This is a genomic window from Paraburkholderia sp. BCC1884, from assembly GCF_900996225.1.
Taxonomy (GTDB): domain Bacteria; phylum Pseudomonadota; class Gammaproteobacteria; order Burkholderiales; family Burkholderiaceae; genus Paraburkholderia.
This window is the reverse complement of sequence record NZ_CAAJGL010000063.1, coordinates 34,728-55,889: the sequence shown is the minus strand read 5'-3', so window position 1 is coordinate 55,889 and position 21,162 is coordinate 34,728. Positions and strand designations below refer to the sequence as shown.

General features: G+C 57.2%; 21 protein-coding genes. 10 read left to right on the top strand and 11 right to left on the bottom strand.

What is annotated here, in order from left to right; translation table 11 throughout:
- Positions 1 to 166: 166 nt before the first annotated feature.
- Positions 167 to 538: a response regulator transcription factor gene (locus FQ705_RS04835; protein ID WP_144138279.1), complete on the bottom strand. Its 372-nt coding sequence runs from the start codon at positions 536 to 538 to the stop codon at positions 167 to 169.
- Positions 539 to 761: 223 nt separating this feature from the next.
- Positions 762 to 1,247, bottom strand: a complete 486-nt coding sequence (locus FQ705_RS04830; RefSeq protein ID WP_144138278.1) for an Lrp/AsnC family transcriptional regulator — start codon at positions 1,245 to 1,247, stop codon at positions 762 to 764.
- A gap of 565 nt (positions 1,248 to 1,812) precedes the next feature.
- Here FQ705_RS04830 and FQ705_RS04825 point away from each other — a divergent pair.
- From FQ705_RS04825 to FQ705_RS04810, 4 genes are all read left to right on the top strand, one after another.
- Entirely contained in the window at positions 1,813 to 3,969 is a 2,157-nt protein-coding gene (locus tag FQ705_RS04825; protein ID WP_144138277.1) for a sensor histidine kinase, read from the top strand.
- 465 nt (positions 3,970 to 4,434) lie between these two features.
- A complete protein-coding gene (locus FQ705_RS04820) occupies positions 4,435 to 4,773 on the top strand; it encodes a PadR family transcriptional regulator (protein ID WP_144138276.1) in 339 nt (112 codons plus the stop codon).
- Positions 4,770 to 5,885, top strand: a complete 1,116-nt coding sequence (locus tag FQ705_RS04815) for a DUF1700 domain-containing protein (RefSeq protein ID WP_144138275.1) — start codon at positions 4,770 to 4,772, stop codon at positions 5,883 to 5,885. Before FQ705_RS04820 ends, FQ705_RS04815 begins: the two co-directional genes overlap by 4 nt.
- Positions 5,886 to 5,991: 106 nt before the next feature.
- The gene (locus tag FQ705_RS04810) at positions 5,992 to 6,789 is read left to right on the top strand and encodes a BPSS1780 family membrane protein (protein WP_144138274.1); all 798 of its coding nucleotides are present in this window, start codon (positions 5,992 to 5,994) and stop codon (positions 6,787 to 6,789) included.
- Between the two features lie 305 nt (positions 6,790 to 7,094).
- On the opposite strand, the gene FQ705_RS04805 is transcribed toward FQ705_RS04810, so the two are convergent.
- Entirely contained in the window at positions 7,095 to 7,532 is a 438-nt protein-coding gene (locus FQ705_RS04805) for a tautomerase family protein (protein ID WP_144138273.1), read from the bottom strand.
- A 197-nt stretch (positions 7,533 to 7,729) separates the two neighbouring features.
- On the opposite strand from FQ705_RS04805, the gene FQ705_RS04800 reads away from it, so the two are divergent.
- Positions 7,730 to 7,990 carry a hypothetical protein gene (locus FQ705_RS04800; RefSeq protein WP_144138272.1) on the top strand — a complete coding sequence of 87 codons (261 nt, stop codon included), beginning with the start codon at positions 7,730 to 7,732 and terminating at the stop codon, positions 7,988 to 7,990.
- A gap of 132 nt (positions 7,991 to 8,122) precedes the next feature.
- Here the strand turns inward: FQ705_RS04800 and FQ705_RS04795 are convergent, their stop codons facing one another.
- The 4 genes from FQ705_RS04795 to FQ705_RS04780 form a co-directional block, all read right to left on the bottom strand.
- Positions 8,123 to 8,914 carry an SDR family oxidoreductase gene (locus FQ705_RS04795; protein ID WP_144138271.1) on the bottom strand — a complete coding sequence of 264 codons (792 nt, stop codon included), beginning with the start codon at positions 8,912 to 8,914 and terminating at the stop codon, positions 8,123 to 8,125.
- A gap of 127 nt (positions 8,915 to 9,041) precedes the next feature.
- The gene (locus tag FQ705_RS04790) at positions 9,042 to 9,782 is read right to left on the bottom strand and encodes a beta-ketoacyl-ACP reductase (protein WP_144138270.1); all 741 of its coding nucleotides are present in this window, start codon (positions 9,780 to 9,782) and stop codon (positions 9,042 to 9,044) included.
- A 60-nt stretch (positions 9,783 to 9,842) separates the two neighbouring features.
- The gene (locus FQ705_RS04785; protein ID WP_144138269.1) at positions 9,843 to 11,186 is read right to left on the bottom strand and encodes an MFS transporter; all 1,344 of its coding nucleotides are present in this window, start codon (positions 11,184 to 11,186) and stop codon (positions 9,843 to 9,845) included.
- 119 nt (positions 11,187 to 11,305) lie between these two features.
- Positions 11,306 to 12,244, bottom strand: a complete 939-nt coding sequence (locus tag FQ705_RS04780) for a 3-keto-5-aminohexanoate cleavage protein (RefSeq protein WP_144138268.1) — start codon at positions 12,242 to 12,244, stop codon at positions 11,306 to 11,308.
- Between the two features lie 360 nt (positions 12,245 to 12,604).
- On the opposite strand from FQ705_RS04780, the gene FQ705_RS04775 reads away from it, so the two are divergent.
- The 3 genes from FQ705_RS04775 to FQ705_RS04770 all read left to right on the top strand — a co-directional run bounded on the left by FQ705_RS04775 (position 12,605) and on the right by FQ705_RS04770 (position 14,362).
- Entirely contained in the window at positions 12,605 to 13,633 is a 1,029-nt protein-coding gene (locus tag FQ705_RS04775; RefSeq protein ID WP_144138267.1) for an AraC family transcriptional regulator, read from the top strand.
- Between the two features lie 55 nt (positions 13,634 to 13,688).
- On the top strand, positions 13,689 to 13,889 hold the full coding sequence (locus FQ705_RS33970; protein ID WP_186307791.1) for a TetR family transcriptional regulator C-terminal domain-containing protein: 201 nt from the start codon (positions 13,689 to 13,691) through the stop codon (positions 13,887 to 13,889).
- 179 nt (positions 13,890 to 14,068) lie between these two features.
- Positions 14,069 to 14,362, top strand: a complete 294-nt coding sequence (locus FQ705_RS04770) for a hypothetical protein (RefSeq protein ID WP_144138266.1) — start codon at positions 14,069 to 14,071, stop codon at positions 14,360 to 14,362.
- A 289-nt stretch (positions 14,363 to 14,651) separates the two neighbouring features.
- On the opposite strand, the gene FQ705_RS04765 is transcribed toward FQ705_RS04770, so the two are convergent.
- A complete protein-coding gene (locus FQ705_RS04765) occupies positions 14,652 to 15,974 on the bottom strand; it encodes a DUF3100 domain-containing protein (protein ID WP_144138265.1) in 1,323 nt (440 codons plus the stop codon).
- Positions 15,975 to 16,107: 133 nt separating this feature from the next.
- Here FQ705_RS04765 and FQ705_RS04760 point away from each other — a divergent pair, with 133 nt between their 5' ends.
- Positions 16,108 to 17,019, top strand: coding sequence for a LysR family transcriptional regulator (locus FQ705_RS04760; protein ID WP_144138264.1), 912 nt, complete (start codon positions 16,108 to 16,110; stop codon positions 17,017 to 17,019).
- A 111-nt stretch (positions 17,020 to 17,130) separates the two neighbouring features.
- On the opposite strand, the gene FQ705_RS04755 is transcribed toward FQ705_RS04760, so the two are convergent.
- The 3 genes from FQ705_RS04755 to FQ705_RS04740 form a co-directional block, all read right to left on the bottom strand.
- Complete coding sequence (locus FQ705_RS04755) at positions 17,131 to 17,415, bottom strand: winged helix-turn-helix transcriptional regulator (protein WP_144138263.1); 285 nt, start codon at positions 17,413 to 17,415, stop codon at positions 17,131 to 17,133.
- Positions 17,416 to 17,583: 168 nt separating this feature from the next.
- Complete coding sequence (locus tag FQ705_RS04750; RefSeq protein WP_144138262.1) at positions 17,584 to 17,982, bottom strand: nuclear transport factor 2 family protein; 399 nt, start codon at positions 17,980 to 17,982, stop codon at positions 17,584 to 17,586.
- Positions 17,983 to 18,328: 346 nt separating this feature from the next.
- Positions 18,329 to 19,552: an MFS transporter gene (locus FQ705_RS04740; protein ID WP_144138336.1), complete on the bottom strand. Its 1,224-nt coding sequence runs from the start codon at positions 19,550 to 19,552 to the stop codon at positions 18,329 to 18,331.
- A gap of 446 nt (positions 19,553 to 19,998) precedes the next feature.
- Here FQ705_RS04740 and FQ705_RS04735 point away from each other — a divergent pair, with 446 nt between their 5' ends.
- Positions 19,999 to 21,138, top strand: coding sequence for an alkene reductase (locus FQ705_RS04735; RefSeq protein ID WP_144138261.1), 1,140 nt, complete (start codon positions 19,999 to 20,001; stop codon positions 21,136 to 21,138).
- Positions 21,139 to 21,162 lie beyond the last annotated feature (24 nt).

The following is a 21,162-nucleotide window of genomic DNA, read 5'->3' as shown; positions in this document are numbered from 1 at the left end:
AGGTGAAAGCGTTTGGCGTCGCCGCTATAAGCAATGGTCTTATTGACGCATGCCAATCAACAGGCGACTGAAGGCACTTATCATCGGAGAAGTCGAAAAATAAAGGCTCAGCGAATTACTCTGCACTCGGTAGGAGTTCATAGGCAGCGTTCTCGAACCGGCTGCTTCATGGTTCCCCCATTATTTGCCGAACCCGTTCCAGTATGACCGCCGACTCCACCGGTTTCTCCAGATAGGCAATGGCGCCATTGGCCCGCACAATAGCTTCGTCCTGTGGGTTTGGGTACCCAGTGATGAAGATGGTTGGAGGAGCGTAGCCCTGTGAGACGATGTGCGCGTGCATTTCAATGCCGGACATGCTTGGCATGGTCACGTCCGAGATGAGGAGCCCTGTTCGACTGACCGCACCAGAGGCGAGAAACGCGTGAGCGCTTTCGAAAGACAATATGTTCCATCCCATCGAAAGTATGAGATTTTCGGTTGCGTTGCGAACCTGATCGTCGTCTTCTACGATGGAAACGATAGCGGCAGAAGTCACTGGGTCCCCTGGATGACCACACAGGCGGGCCAGTATCACCCCTGTGAGCGGTTAGACATTCTTTGCAACTAAAATAGTCTTATTAAAGTTCCATGATAACCATACGTTGGTATAGGGTGGTTATTCAATGCTAGTTAGAAACGCGAGGAAGGGCAGTTAGATGTGTTGCATGAGGGGTGGGACAAACAGAGGGGCAGCACCGGAAGAGTGTGCTGTAGGCGTGCTAGTCGAGAATGGGTATCTTCGACGAGAGCTTCACCTCGCGTAGCGCAAGGCTTGACTGTATCGACGCTATGCCAGCCTGTTTGCGCAGGACGCGCTCGATGAACTCGGCGTATGCGTCGATGTCGGTGGTCACTACCTGAAGAATGTAGTCGGCCTGACCCGTGATCTTGTGGCAAGACAATACTTCACTGCGCTGAAGAATGACTGCTTCGAAGTTGTCCGCGGTTTTGTCTGAATGCACGTTGAAAACGATATGCACGAACGCGAGCAGGTTCATCCCAACGGAACGGCGATTGATGATTGCCTGATATCCGGTTATTACACCCACCTCCTCCAGACGTTTCCGCCTTCTCCAGCATGGCGTGACGCTTAGCGAAAGACTTTCGCCCAGCGCAGCGTTCGATGTCGTCGCGTCGGCCTGCAAGAGGCGAAGCATCGAGCGGTCGACCGAATCCATCTCCACGGCTGAACGATTTGTGCTCATCTAAGCATTCCAAAAGATTATTTTCACTATTAGTGTAGCGTTTCGCTTAAGTGAAAGCAAAACTATTGCTCTCGCATGTCCGTAGACTGAATGCTGTTTCGAACAGCCAGTTACCAAGGCGCGGTATTCATCGCATTCAACCTGTGCGTCACAGTTGTCGATGAGAATTCGAGACGATCACTCGGCATTCGAACTACGCGCCACACCAAGATTGTGCACGCTATTGCAATCACCTTTCGGTGAGATTCTTGCTGAGCGCATAGGCAACCCATGCTGGTGAGGCGAACGCCGCCCGCCGTCGCAGTACTTCTGTTCCTATTCAGGACCGGCATAGATTAACAAACCTCCGTCTGTACAGAGACGCTTATTCATCTGTGTTAGCGTTAAAAAATCGTGGTATTCGGAAATTCGTCGGGCCAACAGGCAAAGAACGGTCGAGCTATGGTTAATCGGCTGACTCTATTGCATTGAGGCATCCAGAAAATTTCGACTTCGACAGTAGTCCGCGGGCGATGCATGTACTAGCCATGGATTTTTTGATGCCTGGAATGAGAGGAGAATTGCGATGGAGGAAATCGATTGGTCCCGTGAGCAGGCCTCCGAATTATGTGAAGAAAGCCTGGGCGTCAGCCCGGCGGACGACTGCGTTCAAATCCAGCCGACATATCCCGAGACCGTAACGCGCAGAAGCGACATCGGAACCGCCGCGGCAGGGGAAATCATCCAGTTGTCGCAATTGCTCTCCAGCATCACCGACCCGACGGAACTAGTCGAAGCATTCATGGGCATAGTGCTTGAGCGGGGACGCAGCGACAGAGCAGTTTTGATTGTCGATGGCGGTGGCGGTTTGAGTCTGGCGACGGAGGCAGCTTCTATCGCCAACACGGCTGCAGTCACGGTCAAAAAAATCCATCTCGCCGATTCAGCATTGCCGCTGTCCATTGTCCGCCACGTACAGAAAACTGATCGATACGTCGTTGTGCAGGATTCGGATGTTTGCGTCTTTAGAGGCGATGTGTATCTTCGTCATGCAAAGCGCCGCTCGCTGCTTTGCCTCCCAGTGTTGAAGCAGGGGGAGCGCCTCGGTGTTATGTACCTCGAAAATTCAATGGTATTGAGCGCGTTCGATGAAGCAGTAATCGAATCACTAAAAATTTTAACTGCTCAACTGGGCATTTCGATTGCAAACGCACGTCTATATAGCTCACTGAAGAGTGGACAACTTGAGAGCAGGCGAACGGAAGAACGACTCAAACGCAGCGAAGCTCTTCTAGCCGAAGGGCAGCGGATCGGCAACACCGGTACATGGATGTGGGACCCGAAGTCGGGCGAAATGCTTTGGACAGAGCAACTCTACAAAATTTTGGGGATTGCAACTACGAAAGGCCCTCCCTCGATCGAGGAGTTGATGCGACGAGTTGTGCCCGACGACCGGGAGCGACTGCGCGATGCGGCCACTGCCACCTTGGTGGGCGACGACGTCCACGAGATCGAATTTTCGATCGTCGAGATCGAGGGCGATCTGCGAAGATTGCTGTTGACTTGCCGTCCTTGGGTAGGCCATGGCGAGCGCCGGGGTTGGTACATCGGGACAATCTCTGACATTACAGATCGCCGCGCCGCAAAGGACACTGTCCGTCGCAGTGAAGTGTCACTTTCGGAGGCGCAACGTCTGGGCAACATTGGCAGCATCGGGTGGAAGGTGGGATCCGAGGTTATTGACTGTTCCGCGCTGACTCTTCGAATCCTGGGTATGTCATTTCCAGTTGTTATCTCGCACTTGTTGAAAATCGTCCATCCTGACGACGTCGAACAGTTGAAGTACATGCTCAACGACGCAAGCAACGACGTGAGCGATTTTAAGACCGAGTTCCGAGTGTTCGAGAGAGGCGGATCAACGAAGTACCTAAAAATGGCTGCACGCCGGATCGAATCTGTCGAGGGTGTCGAGTACGTTGGGGCACTAGTCGATGTGACCGACATGCGCGTGGCTCAGAGCGCGCTCATGAAAGCGCAGGCAGAACTGACCCATGTCACCCGCGTGTCTACCTTGGGCGAACTAACGTCGACCATTGCACACGACCTGAAACAACCTTTAATGGCGATTCAGATGAGCGGTGGAGCGGGACTCGCATGGCTCGATCGCCCAGAGCCGAGGCTCGATCAGGTACGCGCCAGCTTTCTTGCCGTGGTGAAATCCGCGGGCGTAGCGAACAACGTAATCGATCGTCTTAGGGCGCTCGTACGGAAGGAGCCCTCGCGCCGTGTACCTATCGACATGGCCCACACCGTTGCCGAGCTAACGTTACTGGTTGGACGCGAACTCGATCGGAATTCGATTCGACTCAATGTCAGTGCGGAAGAAGGACTGCCAAGAGTGACCGCGGATAAGGTTCAAATTCAACAGGTCGTGATGAATCTCATCGTCAACGCGATGCATGCGATTACGCGTTCGAAGAACAGCAAGAAAGAAATTACTATAGTCACGAAGTTGGTGGCTGATCGCTGTGTCAGGGTGTCAGTAATCGATTCAGGAACGGGGATTCCAGACGATGTCGCCGATCGCCTTTTTGAGCCGTTCTTTACGACCAGGTCAGAGGGGATAGGCCTTGGTCTTTCCATTAGTCGTTCGATCATCGACCAACACTTTGGCGTGATTCGCGCCGGGAACAATGATACCCAAGGCGCCACGGTTTATTTCGAGTTGAATTCAGCCGCGTAGGCTGCGGCGGCTTTGTCACTTCATCCTCAACGACCAGGCGATGTTTCGCGCGAGCGGCGGTTGATCGTTGGAGTTTGCCACGCCTGACCCTCTCCCGCTTGTAGCGACAGTTAGCGCGTTGGAATCTGTTATCGACAGCCGTTCAACCGGTCGCCTCCCGATCCGTGCGTACCACGCATCAGCATGACGCATGCGGACTATCCTCTCGCACGGAAAGACGGTTCTTACATCGAAACTCGCTGGACCGATCCGGTCTGTGGTTTCAATCTCGCCGAGATATGCTTTCGTTTTGCATTCAGCGCGTGCCCAGGCCGCGAAATCATCATGCAGAGACGTGCATAAAACAGTACCTTGCATAAAATAGTAGCTGCTGCTACATTGTGGTCATGCCCAAGCCGGGCGGAGGTATCCGCCAACAGTGCATAGCACGATACCGTGCTATGCACACCATGAACATGGCAATTGATGAAAACGCAGTTAAAGAAAGGAACGCTCGACATGTGCGTGCTGGCGGTCCTGGCGCGTGGGGATAGCTACGCATACGAGCTTGTGTCGACGCTGTCAGAAACGATGGAAATTAGCGAAGGCACAATTTACCCGCTGATGCGCCGCTTGCAGGCCGAAGCGTGGGTGTCGACGTACTTGGTCGAATCGAGTTCAGGGCCACCCCGTAAGTACTATTCGCTGACGGGCGCGGGGCGCCGCAGCCTGCTTGAGATGGAAGACGAGTGGCGCAGTTTTGTGGACGAGGTCAACTGCGTGCTGGGACAACAGGGCAATCAGAACTCAGGGGACAACCCATGAAGCAGGACGAATTCATCGAGGTGCTGCGCCGGGAACTGAGCAGCCTGCCCAGGCACGCGGTCGATGAAATGGTGGCGGATTATCGGGAGTACATCGGCGACGCGCTTGCCGCCGGACGTCGCGAAGAGGATGTGATCGCCGCGCTGGGCGACCCGGTCAAGCTGGCCCGCGAACTCAAGGCGCAGGCGAACTACCGCCAGTGGCAAGATCGCCGTTCGGTTGGCAATCTACTGCGCGTGATGGTGTCGATTGCGGGGCTGGGGTTGCTGAACGTGCTGCTGCTGGTGCCTTTCATGTTGTACCTCGTGATATTGACGGTGGGCTACGTCGCCTTCACAGGGCTGACCATTGCCGGAATTGTCGGCGTGGTCGCATTGAGTGGACATCACCTGTTCAGTACGTCATCGCACGGTATTCCGTCGATCCACCTCGGCAGCGGGGACCACGACAAAGCCAGCGCCACCACGGTCAACAGCGCCAGGGACGATGGGGCATCGCCGGGCAACCTGAAAGACCTGAGGATCGCCGGTGACCGGTTCGTCTTCGATCTACAGGACGGCAGCAGGGTGTCGATGGTGACGCACGCCGGTCCGATCAAGATGCGTAAGGACGACGACGAACTGAAGATCGAAACCCCGAGCGATGGCGCGCGACAACTTCTGACCAGAGAGAAGGACGGCACCGTGAGTATCCGCCGTGATGAGGTGGCGACTCTCGACTTGAGGAATGAAGACGATGACCGCGTGTCGTTTGTCGGCGCGGGGCAGGATGGCAAGTCGGCTGTGTGGAAGATGTCCGGCGGCGACGGTGACCACGTTCAGATCGAGCAGGATGCGCATGGCAATACAAGCAGTCTGAGCGCGAACAGCGGTCCGGACTCTGTGCAGATTCGCGACGGAATCGTCGACATCGACGATGGTCATGACCGGATTCGCGTTCACACATCGGGCAATAAATACAACTATCTGGTCGCGATGCTTCCGGTCGGCGTGTTGGGTCTGCTGTTCTGGGTGTGGCTGACACGTATAAGCTGGCGCGCCGTGACGCGCTACGTGAAGCGGCAAATCGACGTGGTCTCGGCAAGTCTCGATCGCGACCACCAGACGTCCTGACATAAAGTTGAGAACGACGACTAACCGGATCAAAAAATCGTTAAAATTTTGGATAACTTACTACTGGATCAACACTACTAATTTCGCTTGATCAGAGGAAATCGTCATGAACATCGATTACCCGAGCACAGTTTCAACGCAGACCCGCATCCATGGCGTACCGGCATTGCGGTTCCCATCTGGCGACAAAGTAAATCCGTTGCGTTTTTTCTCGTGGGTCACGGCGGGCTGGCGTGCCGCCAGCTTGCAGCCGGTGGTATGGCTCAGCATCGTGTTTCTCTGCGCCGACATGACGACGCTGCTCGGCCTCCTGCCTTTGCTGCGGCCGCTCGCGATGCTTCTGGCGCCGCTCGTGGTCGGCGCGCTGATGGTCGTGCAGGAAGGGGCAAGCCGGAACGAGCCCGCGTCGCTTCGCGACGTCTGCACGGCAATCGGCCGCCGCAGCAACGCCCTTTGCGTGATCGGACTCTACGCTGCGGCGATCGTCGCAATCGGCTACGTGATGATGCTCGCGACGTTCAATGTCTCGCTGACGGCGTCGACTATGGCCAACGGCGTCCATAACCTGTCGATCAGCTACGGTGGCGCCCCGGGCCTGCGCGGCACGCTCGAAGCCTTGTCAGGCGCATCGATCTATGCTGTCGCCATCGCCGCCGCGTGCTTTGCCCCTGCGCTCGTGATATTGCACGACATGGCGCCGCTCGATGCAATGATCGCCAGTCTCAGCGGGACACTGCGCAACTGGCCGCTCACGCTGGGCTGTTTCTTCGTGATGACCGTTGCCACATTGTTCATGCCGATGGTGCACTTCACAGTACGGGCTCTCGTCCTGACACCGTTGTTGACTGCGCTGCCGCTATTGGCAATCCACGGTGCGTATCGTGATGTGTTTGTGGGTAAATAACACAAGGTGAAGTGGAGTTGCAATTCTGCTTGAGCAGGACCGCTGCGTTCAAGCAGCGGTACCCCGCGTACGCCGGCAGCCATTTATGCCTGGCGTTCGTTGCGGTCATGGGTTCACTTCTCCTTGGGTCAGTGATGCCATGATGAAACCTGGCCGCGATCGATACGCCCGATTCTTGCTATCTGGATGCACGGTTTCCCGAGTTGGCCTTCGGTGTTCTATGACGGTGTCGATGCAAACTGCGGGAGATTCGGGCGCTCGTAGTTCGTATCATCGACAGCGCATCGCGCGGGCTTCGAGAGCCTTTAGCCCATCCCCAGCAAATATTCACGATCGGCTTCCGACATCGTCTGAAGCCAGTTTTCCTCCTCGCCGGGCTCGGGTAAGACTTGCCCGTATTCGACCATCTGCGATGGAGGCAACTCTGAAATGTAGGCCCAGATGTATCTACGTTCCAACTCTGTAGCGTCGGCGATCACCTGGACAATCGAGTTGAGAAGTCGTCCTTTTTGCTCGAGTGTACGACCGGCGCGAATCTGACCATTCACGAAAACCTGCTCAGCCTTCAGCGGATTGCCTCCTATGAAATGGTTGCCTGTAGGGATTTCGTAAAAGATGACCTGCGCAAAAAATCCGTGCGCACCTGTTGCTTGACTATGCGCCCGCGTGATGCCACCGGCAATCCTGTGCTTAAGCTCGTCGGTGAATCGTCCCATGGCGGCAGATACGGTGTAGGTCGGCATTAATATCTCCAGTCGGTATGGTCGTACAAAAGTGCGCCTTCAACGCATCCAGGACCTGGCTTAATAGCCTGCGCCTGATTGTATGCTGGCAACAATGTATTCCTCTGCACGTACCAATATCGAGCAATCGCCGATCTATACTGGATTCATCTGATCCGCAAGCTGGTCCATGCGGACCGTCCCCTAAAGGAACCGTGATGAAACTCGTTCAGATCATCGTCGCTGCGTCGTTGTTAGTACCCGCTGTGTCTTCGTTCGCCCAATCGACACCGCCGGCCCTGAATGGAGATGTGAGGACGCAACTGGTTCAGGAAAAAACGACGTATCAGTCTTTTGATTCCAACGAACAAAAACAGGCATCCGTGAATACTGTCAGACGAAATGGCGGGCAGTCTCGTCAGATCGCTGGAGTGAACATGGGGCGTTATTCGATGTCGGTAGTTGGCCCCGCGTTCTAATGCTGTCGAGGATCTTCGCACCTCGTTCGGAAGGAGCGGGGCGCTCGCGGATCACAGGCGGTTGGTTCGCGGTTGCAGCACGCCAACATAGCTCACCTGACTGCGCACAACCTGACGCCGCCGGGATCGAGACTAGAGGTATTCAACATTGCCGTCGACGCTGATAGCTTGGCCGGTGATGTTCTGGCCCGCTGGTGAGCAAAGGAAGAGCGCCATCGCGGCGATATCGTCGACGGTTACCATGCGCCGCAGCGAAATTTTCCTCAGATATTCTTCTTTCATCGCTTCGAAAGTGACCCCGGTCGATTGGGCGCGCGCTGCGATTACCCGATCCATACGCTCCCCCTCAACCACGCCAGGCAAGATTGCATTGACACGGATATTGCTCGGACCAAGCTCGATGGCTAGCGACTTCATCATCCCGACAATCGCCCATTTTGTCGACGCGTAGGGCGTGCGAAACGCGTAGCCAAGACGACCCGCGACCGACGACATCGCGATAATGCAGGGGCTGTCAGAGCTTTTTTTCAACAGCGGCACCGCCTTCCGAAGAAAGTAATACTGGCTGTTGAGATTTGTCGAAACGGTGCGATCCCAATCGTCTGGTTCAATTTGCTCGACTTCGCCGGTCGGTCCGGCAATGCCGGCGTTGTTGATGAGAACGTCGAGACCGCCTAATTTCGCTTCGGCGTCGTCGATGACTCTATCGACCGCGGTCCGATTGCCGACATCCGCCATACCTACATGGAGTCGTGGGCTTCGTTCCTTTGCTTTATCGAGGGCGGACTGGTCTACGTCGCATATATAGACGCTTGCGCCCACCTCGAGGAACGCATCGGCAATGGCTGCGCCAATGCCTGCAGCAGCGCCGGAGATGAAAACGCGCAGACCCGTACGAGGTTTCAGAAGTTCGAAAGTATTCATGATCGCATCGATAGTGTTGGGCCAGGGAAGAGTAGCGATTATCAGTAAATCATCGGTAGTGCACTTCGGGGCGTTGCAGGTTCTGTGCAATGCTACTGGATCGTCGACACGTCGACGCTGAAGGGCGTTATAGCGTCATGCCGCCCGAGACTTCGATCACGGCGCCGTTGATGTAGCTTGCCTCATCGCTGGCGAGGAACGCGTAGAGGTTGGCGACTTCCTCTGGCTTACCGAGCCGGCGCAGTGGGACCTGATCGCGCATTTTCTCAAGCACTTCATCAGGCACCGTCGAAAGGATCGGGGTATCGATAAAGCCTGGCGCAACCGCATTGACGCGAATTCCTTTGGGCCCCAGTTCCCGACTCCATGTTTTTGTGAATCCAATCACGCCGAATTTTGCGGCCGCATAGTTCGTCTGCCCGTAGTTTCCGTAGATTCCCACGACCGAACTCGCGTTGAGAATCACGCCGGACCCCTGTTCGACCATAGAATCCACCACGGCCTGTGCTACGTGAAAGACGCCTCGCAAATTGACGTCGATAACGTCATCGAACTGGGTGAGCGTCATCTTCTGCAAACGTGCATCGCGCGTGATGCCTGCGTTGTTCACAAGAACGTCGACGCGCTGAAATTGGCCGAGGACTTTGCGAACCATTTCCACGACGGACTCGCGATCGATCACGTTTGCGATAAAGCCAACGCTAATCGCCCCGGCTTTGCGGCACGCTTCAACTACGGATGAAACTGCTTCGGCGTTCAGGTCGCACACGGCGACGACAGCGCCTTCCCTGGCGAACTTCAATGCGGTCGCTGCGCCGATGCCTTGACCGGCGCCCGTGATGATGGCAACTTTGCCGCTTAATCTCATTGTTGAATCCTGATAGACAAATGAATCTGGGCTGAACCCCGACCTTGCGATTCTGCGCGCTCACGCTTTTTGAGCGGCGGCACTACTGGATGCGTTGGGACGCGCTTCGGCGCTGATGGCTCTTGCAAGAAGCGGCACCAGAATCAGCCCGATTACGGACGCCGCAACAATAATATTGAAACCCGCATCGCTTCGTCCCGTCGCCGTCTCGGCCAGGCCAAAGAGATAGGGGCCGACGAATCCACCCAGAAGCCCGACGGTGTTGATGAACGCGAGACCGGCAGCAGCCTGAATGCCTTGCAACCGTTTCATCGCGACGGCCCAGTAAGAGGGCAGCACGCCGCCAGCGAAGAAGCCGGTAATTCCCAGCAGGACGATTTGCGCCGTCTGGTCTTTGGTCGAGATAAATGCGCAGGCGCTTGCAACGACGCCGGCGGTCAAGACTCCGAGGAAGGTGCAATCATTGCTCATGCGACGATGAATGCGTGGCAGCGAAAGTACGCCAATCAGAAAGCCAATCCCCACGCTACTGGATAGAAGTCCGACCATAAACGGCGACTTAACATGCATCTGCGCGACGATCGAAGGCGTGAAGAAGTAGAGGCCGACAAACGCAACCTGATTCATGAAGTAGATGAGAGCGATGAGGACTGTGGTCGGACGCCTGATTGCCGCCATCCAGTTCGACGAAAAGAGTTCGACCTGCCCGTGCACGTCTATCACAGCATTGTCTTCGAGCGCCTGCGCTTCTTCCGCTGACAACCAGTGGACGTCGGATGGCCGGTCCGGAAGTTTGAAGTAAAGAACTGCGCCGACGAGAATCGTAGGCAGCCCTTCAATCAGAAACATCCATTGCCAGCCGTGCAGACCTGCCGTTCCGCCGAGTTGCATCAGTGCCGCACCCATCGGACTTCCGATAATCAACGCAACTGACGGAGCCGTATAAATCCAGCCGACCGCGACCGCCCGGTCCTTGGGTGCGAACCAGAGGGTCACCATATACATCAGGGCCGGAAAGAGTCCTGCCTCGGCGATGCCCAGAAGCACCCGGAGGATGTAGAAGGACCATTCGCCGCGCACGAACATCATCGCCGTAGAGAGAATGCCCCACGTTACCGCAATGCGCGCAATCCAGCGACGCGGTCCGACCCGGTGTGCCGCCAGATTGCTGGGCACTTCCAGAAGCGCGTATCCGATGAAGAAAATGCCGGCGCCAAGACCATAGGCCGCCGCACTGATACCCAGGTCCGTCGCAAGAGCGGTCTTTGCCAGTGCAACGTTCGTCCGGTCGATGAAGGACATGAAGTAGATCAGGCACATCAAGGGAAGAAGCCTCACCATCGCTTTGCGGGTCGCAATGCGATGAGTGTCCTCCAGGCCATGTCCAGCAGTTGCGTCAGTCATGATGTCTCCAGAAGTAACCCTGCGTGTTGTTCTTGTGACGTGCGTCGTACGTGGTGTCGCGGCACGGTTGCAGGGCGGGGGCAGATGGGCGGGCGTCCGCGTTGTGCGGCGTCGTCGCCCTATAGCGAAACGTTGTCCCGGCCTTTGAGACCGAGAGCCTTGCGAGCGTCCGCCGGCGTGGCAATCTCGAAGGAGAGTTCTTCGAGGATCCGGCGAATCTTTCGGACCTGTTCGGCGTTCGATCTGGCCTTCACGCCCTTCGACAGATAGACACTGTCTTCCAGCCCGACCCGAACATTGCCGCCCATAATCGCACCCATCGTCACAAGCGACATTTGATGGCGGCCTGCTCCAAGAACGGAGAACTGGTAGTTGTCGCGGCCAAAGAGTCGGTCTGCCGTCGAGCGCATGATCGAAAGGTTTTCCGGATCGGGACCGATCCCGCCAAGAATCCCCAGCACGGACTGGATGAAGAACGGTGGTTTGACAAGGCCGATGTCGACGAAATAGGCAAGGTTGTAAAGATGGCCAACGTCGTAGCACTCGAATTCAAATCGCGTACCGTAATCGCGGAACTCGGTCAGGATGTTCTTGATGTCGCGGAAAGTGTTGCGGAAAATCATGTCTTCCATGTCTTCGATATATTCCTTCTCCCAGTCGAACCTCCAGGAGTTCATCCGCGCAGCGACGGGATGCAGGGAAAAGTTCATCGAGCCGAGGTTGAGCGAACACATCTCGGGCCGGGCGACGCGGGCGTAGGCCAGACGTTCGTCCAGCGTCATGCGCGTGCTGCCACCCGTCGAGATGTTGATTACGGCGTCGGTCTCGGCTGCAATCGCGGGCACGAATTTCCGGAAAACATCGGGCGACGGCGTAGGCCGTCCATCCTCCGGGTTGCGCGCATGCAGATGCAGGATCGCTGCGCCGGCCTCGGCGGCTTCGAGCGCTTGCGACTTGATATCGTCGGGTGTCAGGGGCAGGTATTCCGACATCGAGGGAACGTGCGCCGATCCTGTCACGGCGCAAGTGATGATGACTTTATGGTTGCGATTGTCCATTGATAAGCTCTCTGTCGGAGTGCGCACACGGCTCATGGCGCGATTGCAGGTATGTGGATTCGGTTAGGTGATGGGGCGTGCAAGGAGCTCGCAACGGTTCGGCATTCGAAGTCCGTGACCGGGTCACTCGCAGGCGCGAAGAGTCGAGTGAGCGTGCCGACACAATCTCCGCGGGGAAAACTGAGCGAACGCCAACTGATCGTGAAGAGGGTAGTGATGCTGTGTCTCCGTCATCTTGACGAGTTGCCTGACCGCTGCGCCCTCGACTCTTGTTGCACCCATATTAATAAGATACGATGGGTTTGGTAAGGTCTTTGCCGGACAGTTGAGTGTCCGCGCAGGACATCCTTCGGAGACACGATGGCCGCGAAATTTCCATTGCTTAACGAGCGCATACACGCGCCATACAAAATTGCCGCACTGGTTGAAGTGCTCGCCGAGCAGGGGATTGCGCCACAAGATAGTTTGAAGGGGAGCGGAGTAGCTCCCGATCAGATTTACGACGCGTCAGTGCTCACGTCGGTCCGTCAGTACGCCGCAGTCTGCAGAAATGCCGTGAAATTGTCGGCTGATCCCAGGACGCCATTCAAAACGGGCTCGCGTCTTCATCTGGCGGCCTACGGCATGTATGGCTATGCGCTGATGTCCTGTCTTTCATTGCGTGACTATTTCCGACTCGGTGTCAAATATCATGGCCTTGCAACACCCACTCTGACGATTGAGTGGACGGAGTATCCGGATACGGCAGTATGGACTTTCCCGGACGCCTTCGATTCGAGTCTGGAGCATGACGTGCAGCAGTTTTTGCTCGAGCAGCAATACACGCAGCACGTCACCCATTTGCAGGACGTCGCTGGGAGGAGTTGCCCACCGGTTCGAGCTCGCTTTTCTTATCCGGCACCGGACTACGCAGACATCTACCCGGAATATCTCGGCTGCCCGTGCGATTTCGGCGCTGAACAGTGCGAGCTCATCTATGACAGCGCAATTCTTGAAATGCAGCCGCATCTGGCGCACAGACATTCGGCCGCGCTTTTACAGGAGACGTGCGACCGTCTGATTGGGCAAGCCAAGACATCGTTCGGCGCATCGGGAGAGGTGTATCAGGCGCTGATGCGAAAGCCGGGCGATTTTCCGGATATGGAAAGCGTCGCCGCGACGTTGAAGATGACAAGCAGAACACTGCGGCGTCGACTGGAAACCGAGGGGACTTCGTTTGTCGCCATCGTCGACGATGTGCGTTGCTCTCTGGCGACCGAGTACTTGAGGACGACGAAGATGAGTACGGAAGATGTAGCGATGCTAGTCGGATTCAGCGATATGGCCAACTTTCGCCGAGCCCTTAAGCGATGGACCGGAAAAGGGCCGGGCGAGATTCGCGAGCAGTAGGAACGACGGTTTCCTGACCTGCAGGCGATACGGGTCAACCGGGCGCGATCTCTTTGTGAGCCTCGTCAACGAACGCAAAGGCTGCCTTCTGGCCAACTCGGCACTCGAGGTCGCGCCTCACGACACCGAATTCCAGCAAACGATTGCCGACATGCTCGCAAGGGTCGAGGCCTTCCTCCGTCATTGCATGACAGCCGGTCAGATGGCAGCGGAGATTTCAGAAACCGAAATTCACCCTTGCGTACAAAGCGCTTAATTATCTGCGACCGTTTTCCTAAACTTGCTGGGCGGCAATCTTTCGTTTGCTCGACGTGTGCCATTGTGAGTGGCCGCGCGAGTTTGATCGCCACGAGACAAGCGCATAACGACCTCCACGCAGAAATACGAATGGAGCGTTTATGCGGCAATTTCAGTCCAATCAAGGAGGAGCGGGTCATGATCAAGGCAACCAGCACATTAATCGCGGCCGTCGCCGCAATCACGCTGTCGGCTGGCGCTTATGCACAGAGCAATAACACGCTGGCGACCCCGAGCACCGTGTCGCCGGCCGCTGTGACGAGCGGCTACGGCACACCTGGCGCCACCAGTTCGGAGAGCGGTATAAGCGCGGGAGCGCAGAACGCGGGTCTGCCGAATAGCACGAGCAACAGCGCGACGCCACTCACCAATATTCCCGGCAGTCACAACACGCTGGCAACCCCGAGTGTAATGTCGCCTGTCGGCCAATAACCGTTTCAGGATGACAGGCGGGCGCATTTGAGCGCTTAGTGTGTGTCGTAGCGAGTAAGCTTCACGAGGTCCAGGGATCTGGACTTCGAATCCCGCATTGACTTCTGTCGCAAGTTAAGACCGCTGCCCTCACGGACAGCGGTCTTTTATTTAGTTTCGCCTCAGCTCTGTTCAATGCCCATCACGTTGCGAATTAGCTCGATCCCGTATCGAGCGCCAATTTCAAGGGCGGTGTCGTTGAAGTCGTAATGCGGGTTGTGCAGTGCTGAATGAGGTGCAAGCAGAAAGGCTAGTGGTTGAGAAGCTGAGCAACGGCTGTTGCACCGAGAAATGTTCCGGCATTCGCGGCAAATGAGACAACGACGATTCTCCATCCAAGGCGGCGAAAGGCGGGGATATCCTTGGCGATAGAGAGGCCCGAGAATGTCAGCATGGGAGTGAGAAACGCGAGGAAATTGACCTTTCCAGTCAGTAGCGCGATTTGCTGCGCGAAAGGGCATAGTGGAGACGTCAATGCCATGGCGATCAGCGACACCAGGCAGACTGCAGGGATTTTCCTCCCCGTGACCTGATTCAACAGCACACCGACCACGACGGCGACCAGCATGATCGCGAGCCCAGGGATCGAGTCGAGCGGATTACTGCCGCGAGCGACCCAATCGGCGATTAGCGCCAGACCGCCGGACAATACCCATGCGCAGACGATTTCGCTCGTGCCTAACTCAGCGTGCTGCTCGGCGACACGCTCCACTTTCCTTTCTTCGCGCGGCACCGACGTGCCGGCTTTTCTCCCGAGGATCGGTTCGAGCACGCGATAGCCCCACACCGCCATCGGCAGCGAAATGAATAGCGTGAAGTAAGTGCCGATCGTGGTCGTAATGAGATTGCTGGCGGCGGCAAATGTCATCACCTGCTTCGCGATGGCGGGCGTCTGTTGCGCCGCGACTGCGCCGGCGGCGGCAGCCATCATGCTGCCTGAACCGACACCCGATCCCATCGCCAGCGCGAGCGGGTTGAAGATGTGCAGGCTGGCCACGAAGCCCGCGAGAATCGCGATGAATACAGCGCCGAACACCGTGCCGGTCAGGTACTCCGCCAGCACGCCGCGTCCTTCGGGGGAATCCATGCCATACCGTTCGCCGATGATGGCGAGGCTCGGTTCACGGCCGACAGAAAACGTTGCGCCGATAGCCTCGCGTTTGATGCCCAACAGCAACGCCAGAGGCAAGCCGATCAGGATCGTGCCGACAAAATGGCCAAACTCCTGGAATGCCAGCGCCCAGCCTGCCGCAGCGAGCGCGGGCAGCGACGAGCCGACCATCAGACCGAGTTTGGCTATGAACAAAAGCAGCGCGGGCTGAAGGATTCTTGCTGCGTCGAATTGCATGCCGGTGTCGACGCTCAGGAAGCCGGGCACGCGGTTCTGTGCGAGGCCCAGCGCGGCGCCGACCAGCAGTGCCCAGATCATCGGCAGCAATACGACTTTGCCTGGGCCGACGTTGAAGGCAAACGAACCGATCAACTCGGCAATGACGACGATCATGGCCGCCAGCAAATATAGCCTTGCAAAGTGTCTTCCGTCGCTGCGGCTCACCGTTTGATAGCTGTCCATCGAGTCTCCTGTTTTTGCGCACAAGGATCACATCAGTAAAAAGTGCGGTCGATAGTGCGGGCTCAAAAATGGACAATCAATATCATCGATTCAGCGAATCTGTTCTAATAGTTAGAACACGGAGAGTCAAGCCATGCACGACAAGTTCAACGAAGGACGCATTCCCTACCTGTTCGAGTGCGTTCGTCATGGCACGATGCGAGCCGCAGCCGACGCGCTGAATCTCGCCCCCTCAGCGATCAGCCGGCAAGTTGCATTGCTGGAAGAAGAGGTTGGACTTCCGTTGATCGAGCGTCATACCCGAGGCGTAAAACCGACCGAGGCAGGAACGCTCATGCTCGAATACTTTCGCGAGCAGCGCTCTCATCGGGACGACCTGCTGTCGCTGCTGGAGGAACTCCGCGGACTGCGCAGGGGAACCGTTCGCGTGGCATTGGGCGAGGGATTCGTGTCCGACCTGATGGCAGGACCGCTAACGCAGTTTGGCTCCGACTACCGCGATATTTCAGTCATTCTCGATGTAGGCGGCACCAACGAGGTCATGCGCAGGGTGATTGAAGACGAGGCGGAAATCGGTCTGATTCTGAATCCGCCGCCCGATGCCAAGATCGTTTCGCGCACGGTCAGCAAGCAGGCGATCCATGCAATCGTGGGACCGGATTTTCCTTTGCTTGGAAAAAAAGGCCCATTCAGGTTTGCCGACTTTCTGCCTTATCCGCTGGCGCTCAATCATCCGACGTTCGGTCTGCGGCAGATACTTCAGCTTGTCGAGCAAACCGAGAAAGTCAAACTCGATCCGATTCTGACCACGAATTCTTTCTACATACTGAGGCAGTTCGTGAGGCTCCAATTGGGCGTAACGTTTTTGCCGACTTTTGTTGTCAGCAGCGAGCTGGAAGAAGGCGAACTGTTTGCCATCCCAATAGCGCATCCGATTCTGGAAAATGCGGAAGCGCACCTGATTACCCGCACGGGCCGCAAACTGTCCATTGGTGCCAACAAGATGTTGCAATACATGTCTTCGCAAATGTTGTCGCTTCGCTAGAGCCACGCTGAAACGAAACGTGGTCGACATATGACGCGGCTGACTCACTTGCGCATCGAGGCTCTGCGTCGTCGTGACGGGCGGCCCAGTGAGGACGAGGCACCACGTTTCTCACGCAGATTCCTTGACGCTATCAAACACCAGGCGAGCCGCTGTGACCGAAGCGTGATTCTCGTCGGCCCATTGAATCAAGACGTTCAGCGCCTTGAACATCGAACGACCTAGCTCGGTCAAGCTGTATTCAACGCCAGGTGGCTTCGTCGGAAAGACCTCGCGATGCACGTAGCCGTCGCGCTGCAGCTCATGAAGTGTCTGCGTGAGCATTCGCTGCGAAATGTCGGGCACCAACCGGCGAAGTTCGCCGAATCGATAGGGTTGCTCATCCAGCGCCATCATCAGCAAGGAACTCTATCGCCCGCTGATGACATCGATGACATCGCGCACCCGGAAGAGGCCACGGCCAGCAATGCAATTTGAGCGTATTGCTGCGCTATGTCGGGCTGTGCCTGGTCGCCGTCATGCCAGCCGCAGACATCTTTAACTACTCTAGTTCGCGCGGCCCGCTTACGACGGAAACGTGTCACCGAACATAGCGAGACCGCTAGCTGACTGCGCGGCAGTCGCTTCGTCCTGGAGCACATCCCAGTGCTCCGCGAGCTTGCCGTTTTCGAAGCGCACGATGTCGGCGGCAATCCATGCGGCGGGACGTCCGTTGCCGGAGAATCGTCCATGTGCGATGACGAAATCGCCTTCCGCCACGACAAGCTGGTTCTCATATCGCAAGGTATCGGGAAGCGTGCGGATCAGATCGAAGAGGCCGTCCCGTCCAGGTGCGATGTGGGCACTGTGCTGAATGTAAGTCTCGGACCAGTATCGGGATGCTGCGGCATAGTCCCGCTGGTTGAAAAGAGTGTCGAAGGCTTCCAGAAGAAGCGTTTTATTTTCTGCGGCCGTTGTTTTCACATTGATCTCCAGAGGGTGGATCAGGTCATTCTTTGCAGGCGGCTGAGAAGGACATCACAGCTCGCCGGTGACGAACTGGGCCCGTCCCAGCCCAAAGCTCCAGTCCGCGTCACCGTTCAGGGAAAAGGACACCATGACGTCGCTCGCCTTGACTCCGCAGGTGTTCTCCAGCGGACACCCGGCAGAACCGTAACCTGCCAGAGATGCGGTCAGATCACTCTAGCCGAGCGGGGCTGCAACATCTTGCCCGCAAACTGAGATCGTCTGCGCGGTTCTGTTACTGCCGCGAGAAGATGCGCTTCCCGCGGCTCAACCACGCGAACGGCCTGGCCGCGCGCGTCAACTATCAGGGTGAGACGCGCTGGCCTGGCCTGAATGCATGAGCGCACGACATCCAGGCAATGCCAAGAGCCGGAAGTAGCAAGGCGAGAAGCGTCCATGCCATTGCACCTACACCTGTAGTTTCAAGCATGATCCCGCCGATCAACCCTCCACCGGCGATCGCTCCGTTCCAGACCGTTACGATCATCGATTGAGCGGTGTCGGCGGCGCTTTCTCCTGCCGCATCCGCTGAGGCAGTCTGCAGAAGTGTGGCCGCTCCTCCAAACGTCAGTCCCCATACGCCCACGGCGATGTACAGCACGGTCGGCGATTGGCCATCCAGCCCCATCGCCGCGGAGGCCAGCGCGAACGCCGCGAGGCTCGCCAGCACCAGAGTCCTGAGACGACGGTCGATGAACGCGCCGGTAATCCAGATGCCGGCAATCGCGAAGCCGCCGAACACGAGAAGGACCGCATCCACGCGGGTTGTCAGATGTGCGGGTGCGAGGAAAGGGGCGATGTACGTATAAAGAATGTTGTGCGCAAGCATCCACGCGAGAATCACCGAGAGGACTGGACGCACTCCGGGAAGCATGAAGACGTCGAGCAACCTGGGTTGCGCTCCGACTGTTTGCCCAGGTAATCTGGGCGCTGTTCTGAGAACCCAAACGATTAACACGGCCGTGAACGCGGACATCACTCCAAACGCGATGCGCCAGCCCACCAGATCTCCGAGCCACGTACCGGCCGGCACGCCAATGGCGAGAGCGATCGGCGTGCCGACCAGGGCGAGGGCCATTGCGCGGCCCTGCAGATGCGGCGCCACCATTCGGCGCGCGTAGCCAGGCACGGTTCCCCAGGTTACGCCGGCGGCGACCCCGGCCATGAAGCGTGCGAATAGTGTCAGCCAGTAAATCGAAGAGACCGCAGTCATCGTGTTGAACACGAGAAAACCCGAGATCGCGAGAAGCAGGACGGTGCGACGCGGCCAGGTTCTCGTGGCAACCGTCATCGGTATGGCTGCCGCGACCGAACCCAGCGCGTAAAGGGTAACGAGCTGACCGGCCCACGATTCGGACACGGACAGACCGTGACTGATCCCGGGCAGTAGTCCGGCAGGCAGGGTCTCGGTGAGGATGGCAACGAACCCCGTCATTGCGAGGGCCAACAGGCCGGCGACGGGTAAGGAATCGGCTGGAACGTACGCTGTGGCGTCGTGATGCCTGTCGATGACGTCAGGAGATGACATAAGAAGCTCCGCAGTTGGAAAAGGCGAGCGCTTAAGGTGACCACTGCGCCGCGATGGAGACGAATCTACGCGGCGGGTGTCGACGAACATAGGCAGGAAAGAGAATGAGCGCCATTCGAAGTCGGCATAAATCGACTTCACGTCATCTCGCCTGCCGCCGCGAGGAAACACGGCTGCTCGGTGCACCTTCCGGCAAGATCGTTTGTCCTGACGGCGCGAAGCCTGTTGGGCTGGAGGAGAACCCCGCAAGGCACTTCGAGTGAAATTCCCGTTTGCCATCGACGATAGCGATTGTTCCCGCGGTCCCGTCTTGATTCTTTCCGTTCTGGAATAAGCCACATGCCTTTTCGACTCTATCGGGCGAGCCATGCCCCCGCTACATTTCGACTCAACGCAATGCGTCAGTCCGGAGTTCCCGGCGTCTATTCCAACTTGAAGGATCAATCATGGCCAAGCTCTTCAACACTGTAAAAGTCGGCGCTTTTTCCTTGAAGCACCGCGTTGTACTTTCACCGATGACACGCCTTCGCACGATTCAACCCGGCGATATTCCCAGCCCGATGATGGCGGACTTCTATGGACAGCGAGCCTCTGAAGGCGGACTGGAGATCATCGAGGCGGCGAGCATTTCGGAACATGCTCGCTCCTATCTGGGCGCGGCAAGCATTTTTCACGACGGTCAACATGAAGGTTGGAAAGCCATTGCAGACGCCATCCATGCGAAGGGTGGCATAGCGTTCCTGCAACTCATCCATGGCGGGCGCCAGAGTCACGTCGATGTAACGGGTGGCCGTTTGCCGGTGGCTCCCTCCGAGGTACCCTTCGACGGCGTCGCACTCACGAAGGACGGTTTTGTTCCGGTGTCACCGCACCGTGCGCTCGGACGCGACGAAATCAAGGGCATCGTGGAAGACTTCCGCGTCGCGGCCGAGCGCGCGAAAAAGGCGGGCTTCGACGGAGTCGAGCTGCACGCAGCCAACGGCTACCTGGTCGACCAGTTCATTCAGGACGGCACCAACCAGCGCACGGATGAATATGGCGGCCCCGTCGACAACCGCGTGCGGTTTATGCGGGAATCGCTCGAAGCGTTGATCTCTGTCTATGGGGCGGACCGGGTCGGCGTGCGCATCTCTCCCTCGGGCGAGTGGGGTGGCATCTCCGACAGCAATCCGGAAGCGACTTTCAGTCATGTCGCGCGGGTGCTGGACTCCTATGAGATCGCGTATCTGCATGTGATCGAACCGCGTATCAAAGGCGACGACACTTTGCACCACGGACATCCGACCGTTGCCGCTAACTATCTGCGGCCGCATTTCTCTGGCCCGATCATCGCGGCGGGAGGCTTTGAGCGTGATAGCGCACTGGAAGTGGTGGAGTCCGGTGTTGCCGATCTGGTTGCGTTTGGTCGGCACTTTTCCTCCAATCCGGATTTGCCTGTTCGCCTGAAAGACAACCTGCCGTTGACTCCGTACGTGCGCGCAGCCTTCTGGGGTGGCGATGAGAAAAATTACTCCGATTTCCCGGCCTACGAGCGCCCCGTCGCAGAAGACGAAAGCAACGTGGCTGTCGACGTCGAAGCGGTCTGAAACAGATAAGCAGACGCGTGGCGC

What these genes read in the sequence shown, in the direction of transcription:
- FQ705_RS04765 (WP_144138265.1), bottom strand. Translation starts at nt 15,974, where the DNA reads ATGGACAGCTATCAAACGGTGAGCCGCAGCGACGGAAGACACTTTGCA.
- FQ705_RS04790 (WP_144138270.1), bottom strand. Translation starts at nt 9,782, where the DNA reads ATGAGATTAAGCGGCAAAGTTGCCATCATCACGGGCGCCGGTCAAGGC.
- FQ705_RS04755 (WP_144138263.1), bottom strand. Translation starts at nt 17,415, where the DNA reads ATGATGGCGCTGGATGAGCAACCCTATCGATTCGGCGAACTTCGCCGG.
- FQ705_RS04815 (WP_144138275.1), top strand. Translation starts at nt 4,770, where the DNA reads ATGAAGCAGGACGAATTCATCGAGGTGCTGCGCCGGGAACTGAGCAGC.
- FQ705_RS04735 (WP_144138261.1), top strand. Translation starts at nt 19,999, where the DNA reads ATGGCCAAGCTCTTCAACACTGTAAAAGTCGGCGCTTTTTCCTTGAAG.
- FQ705_RS04810 (WP_144138274.1), top strand. Translation starts at nt 5,992, where the DNA reads ATGAACATCGATTACCCGAGCACAGTTTCAACGCAGACCCGCATCCAT.
- FQ705_RS04795 (WP_144138271.1), bottom strand. Translation starts at nt 8,914, where the DNA reads ATGAATACTTTCGAACTTCTGAAACCTCGTACGGGTCTGCGCGTTTTC.
- FQ705_RS04820 (WP_144138276.1), top strand. Translation starts at nt 4,435, where the DNA reads ATGAAAACGCAGTTAAAGAAAGGAACGCTCGACATGTGCGTGCTGGCG.
- FQ705_RS04740 (WP_144138336.1), bottom strand. Translation starts at nt 19,552, where the DNA reads ATGTCATCTCCTGACGTCATCGACAGGCATCACGACGCCACAGCGTAC.
- FQ705_RS04830 (WP_144138278.1), bottom strand. Translation starts at nt 1,247, where the DNA reads ATGAGCACAAATCGTTCAGCCGTGGAGATGGATTCGGTCGACCGCTCG.
- FQ705_RS04775 (WP_144138267.1), top strand. Translation starts at nt 12,605, where the DNA reads ATGGCCGCGAAATTTCCATTGCTTAACGAGCGCATACACGCGCCATAC.
- FQ705_RS04805 (WP_144138273.1), bottom strand. Translation starts at nt 7,532, where the DNA reads ATGCCGACCTACACCGTATCTGCCGCCATGGGACGATTCACCGACGAG.
- FQ705_RS04785 (WP_144138269.1), bottom strand. Translation starts at nt 11,186, where the DNA reads ATGACTGACGCAACTGCTGGACATGGCCTGGAGGACACTCATCGCATT.
- FQ705_RS04825 (WP_144138277.1), top strand. Translation starts at nt 1,813, where the DNA reads ATGGAGGAAATCGATTGGTCCCGTGAGCAGGCCTCCGAATTATGTGAA.
- FQ705_RS04770 (WP_144138266.1), top strand. Translation starts at nt 14,069, where the DNA reads ATGATCAAGGCAACCAGCACATTAATCGCGGCCGTCGCCGCAATCACG.
- FQ705_RS04780 (WP_144138268.1), bottom strand. Translation starts at nt 12,244, where the DNA reads ATGGACAATCGCAACCATAAAGTCATCATCACTTGCGCCGTGACAGGA.
- FQ705_RS04760 (WP_144138264.1), top strand. Translation starts at nt 16,108, where the DNA reads ATGCACGACAAGTTCAACGAAGGACGCATTCCCTACCTGTTCGAGTGC.
- FQ705_RS04800 (WP_144138272.1), top strand. Translation starts at nt 7,730, where the DNA reads ATGAAACTCGTTCAGATCATCGTCGCTGCGTCGTTGTTAGTACCCGCT.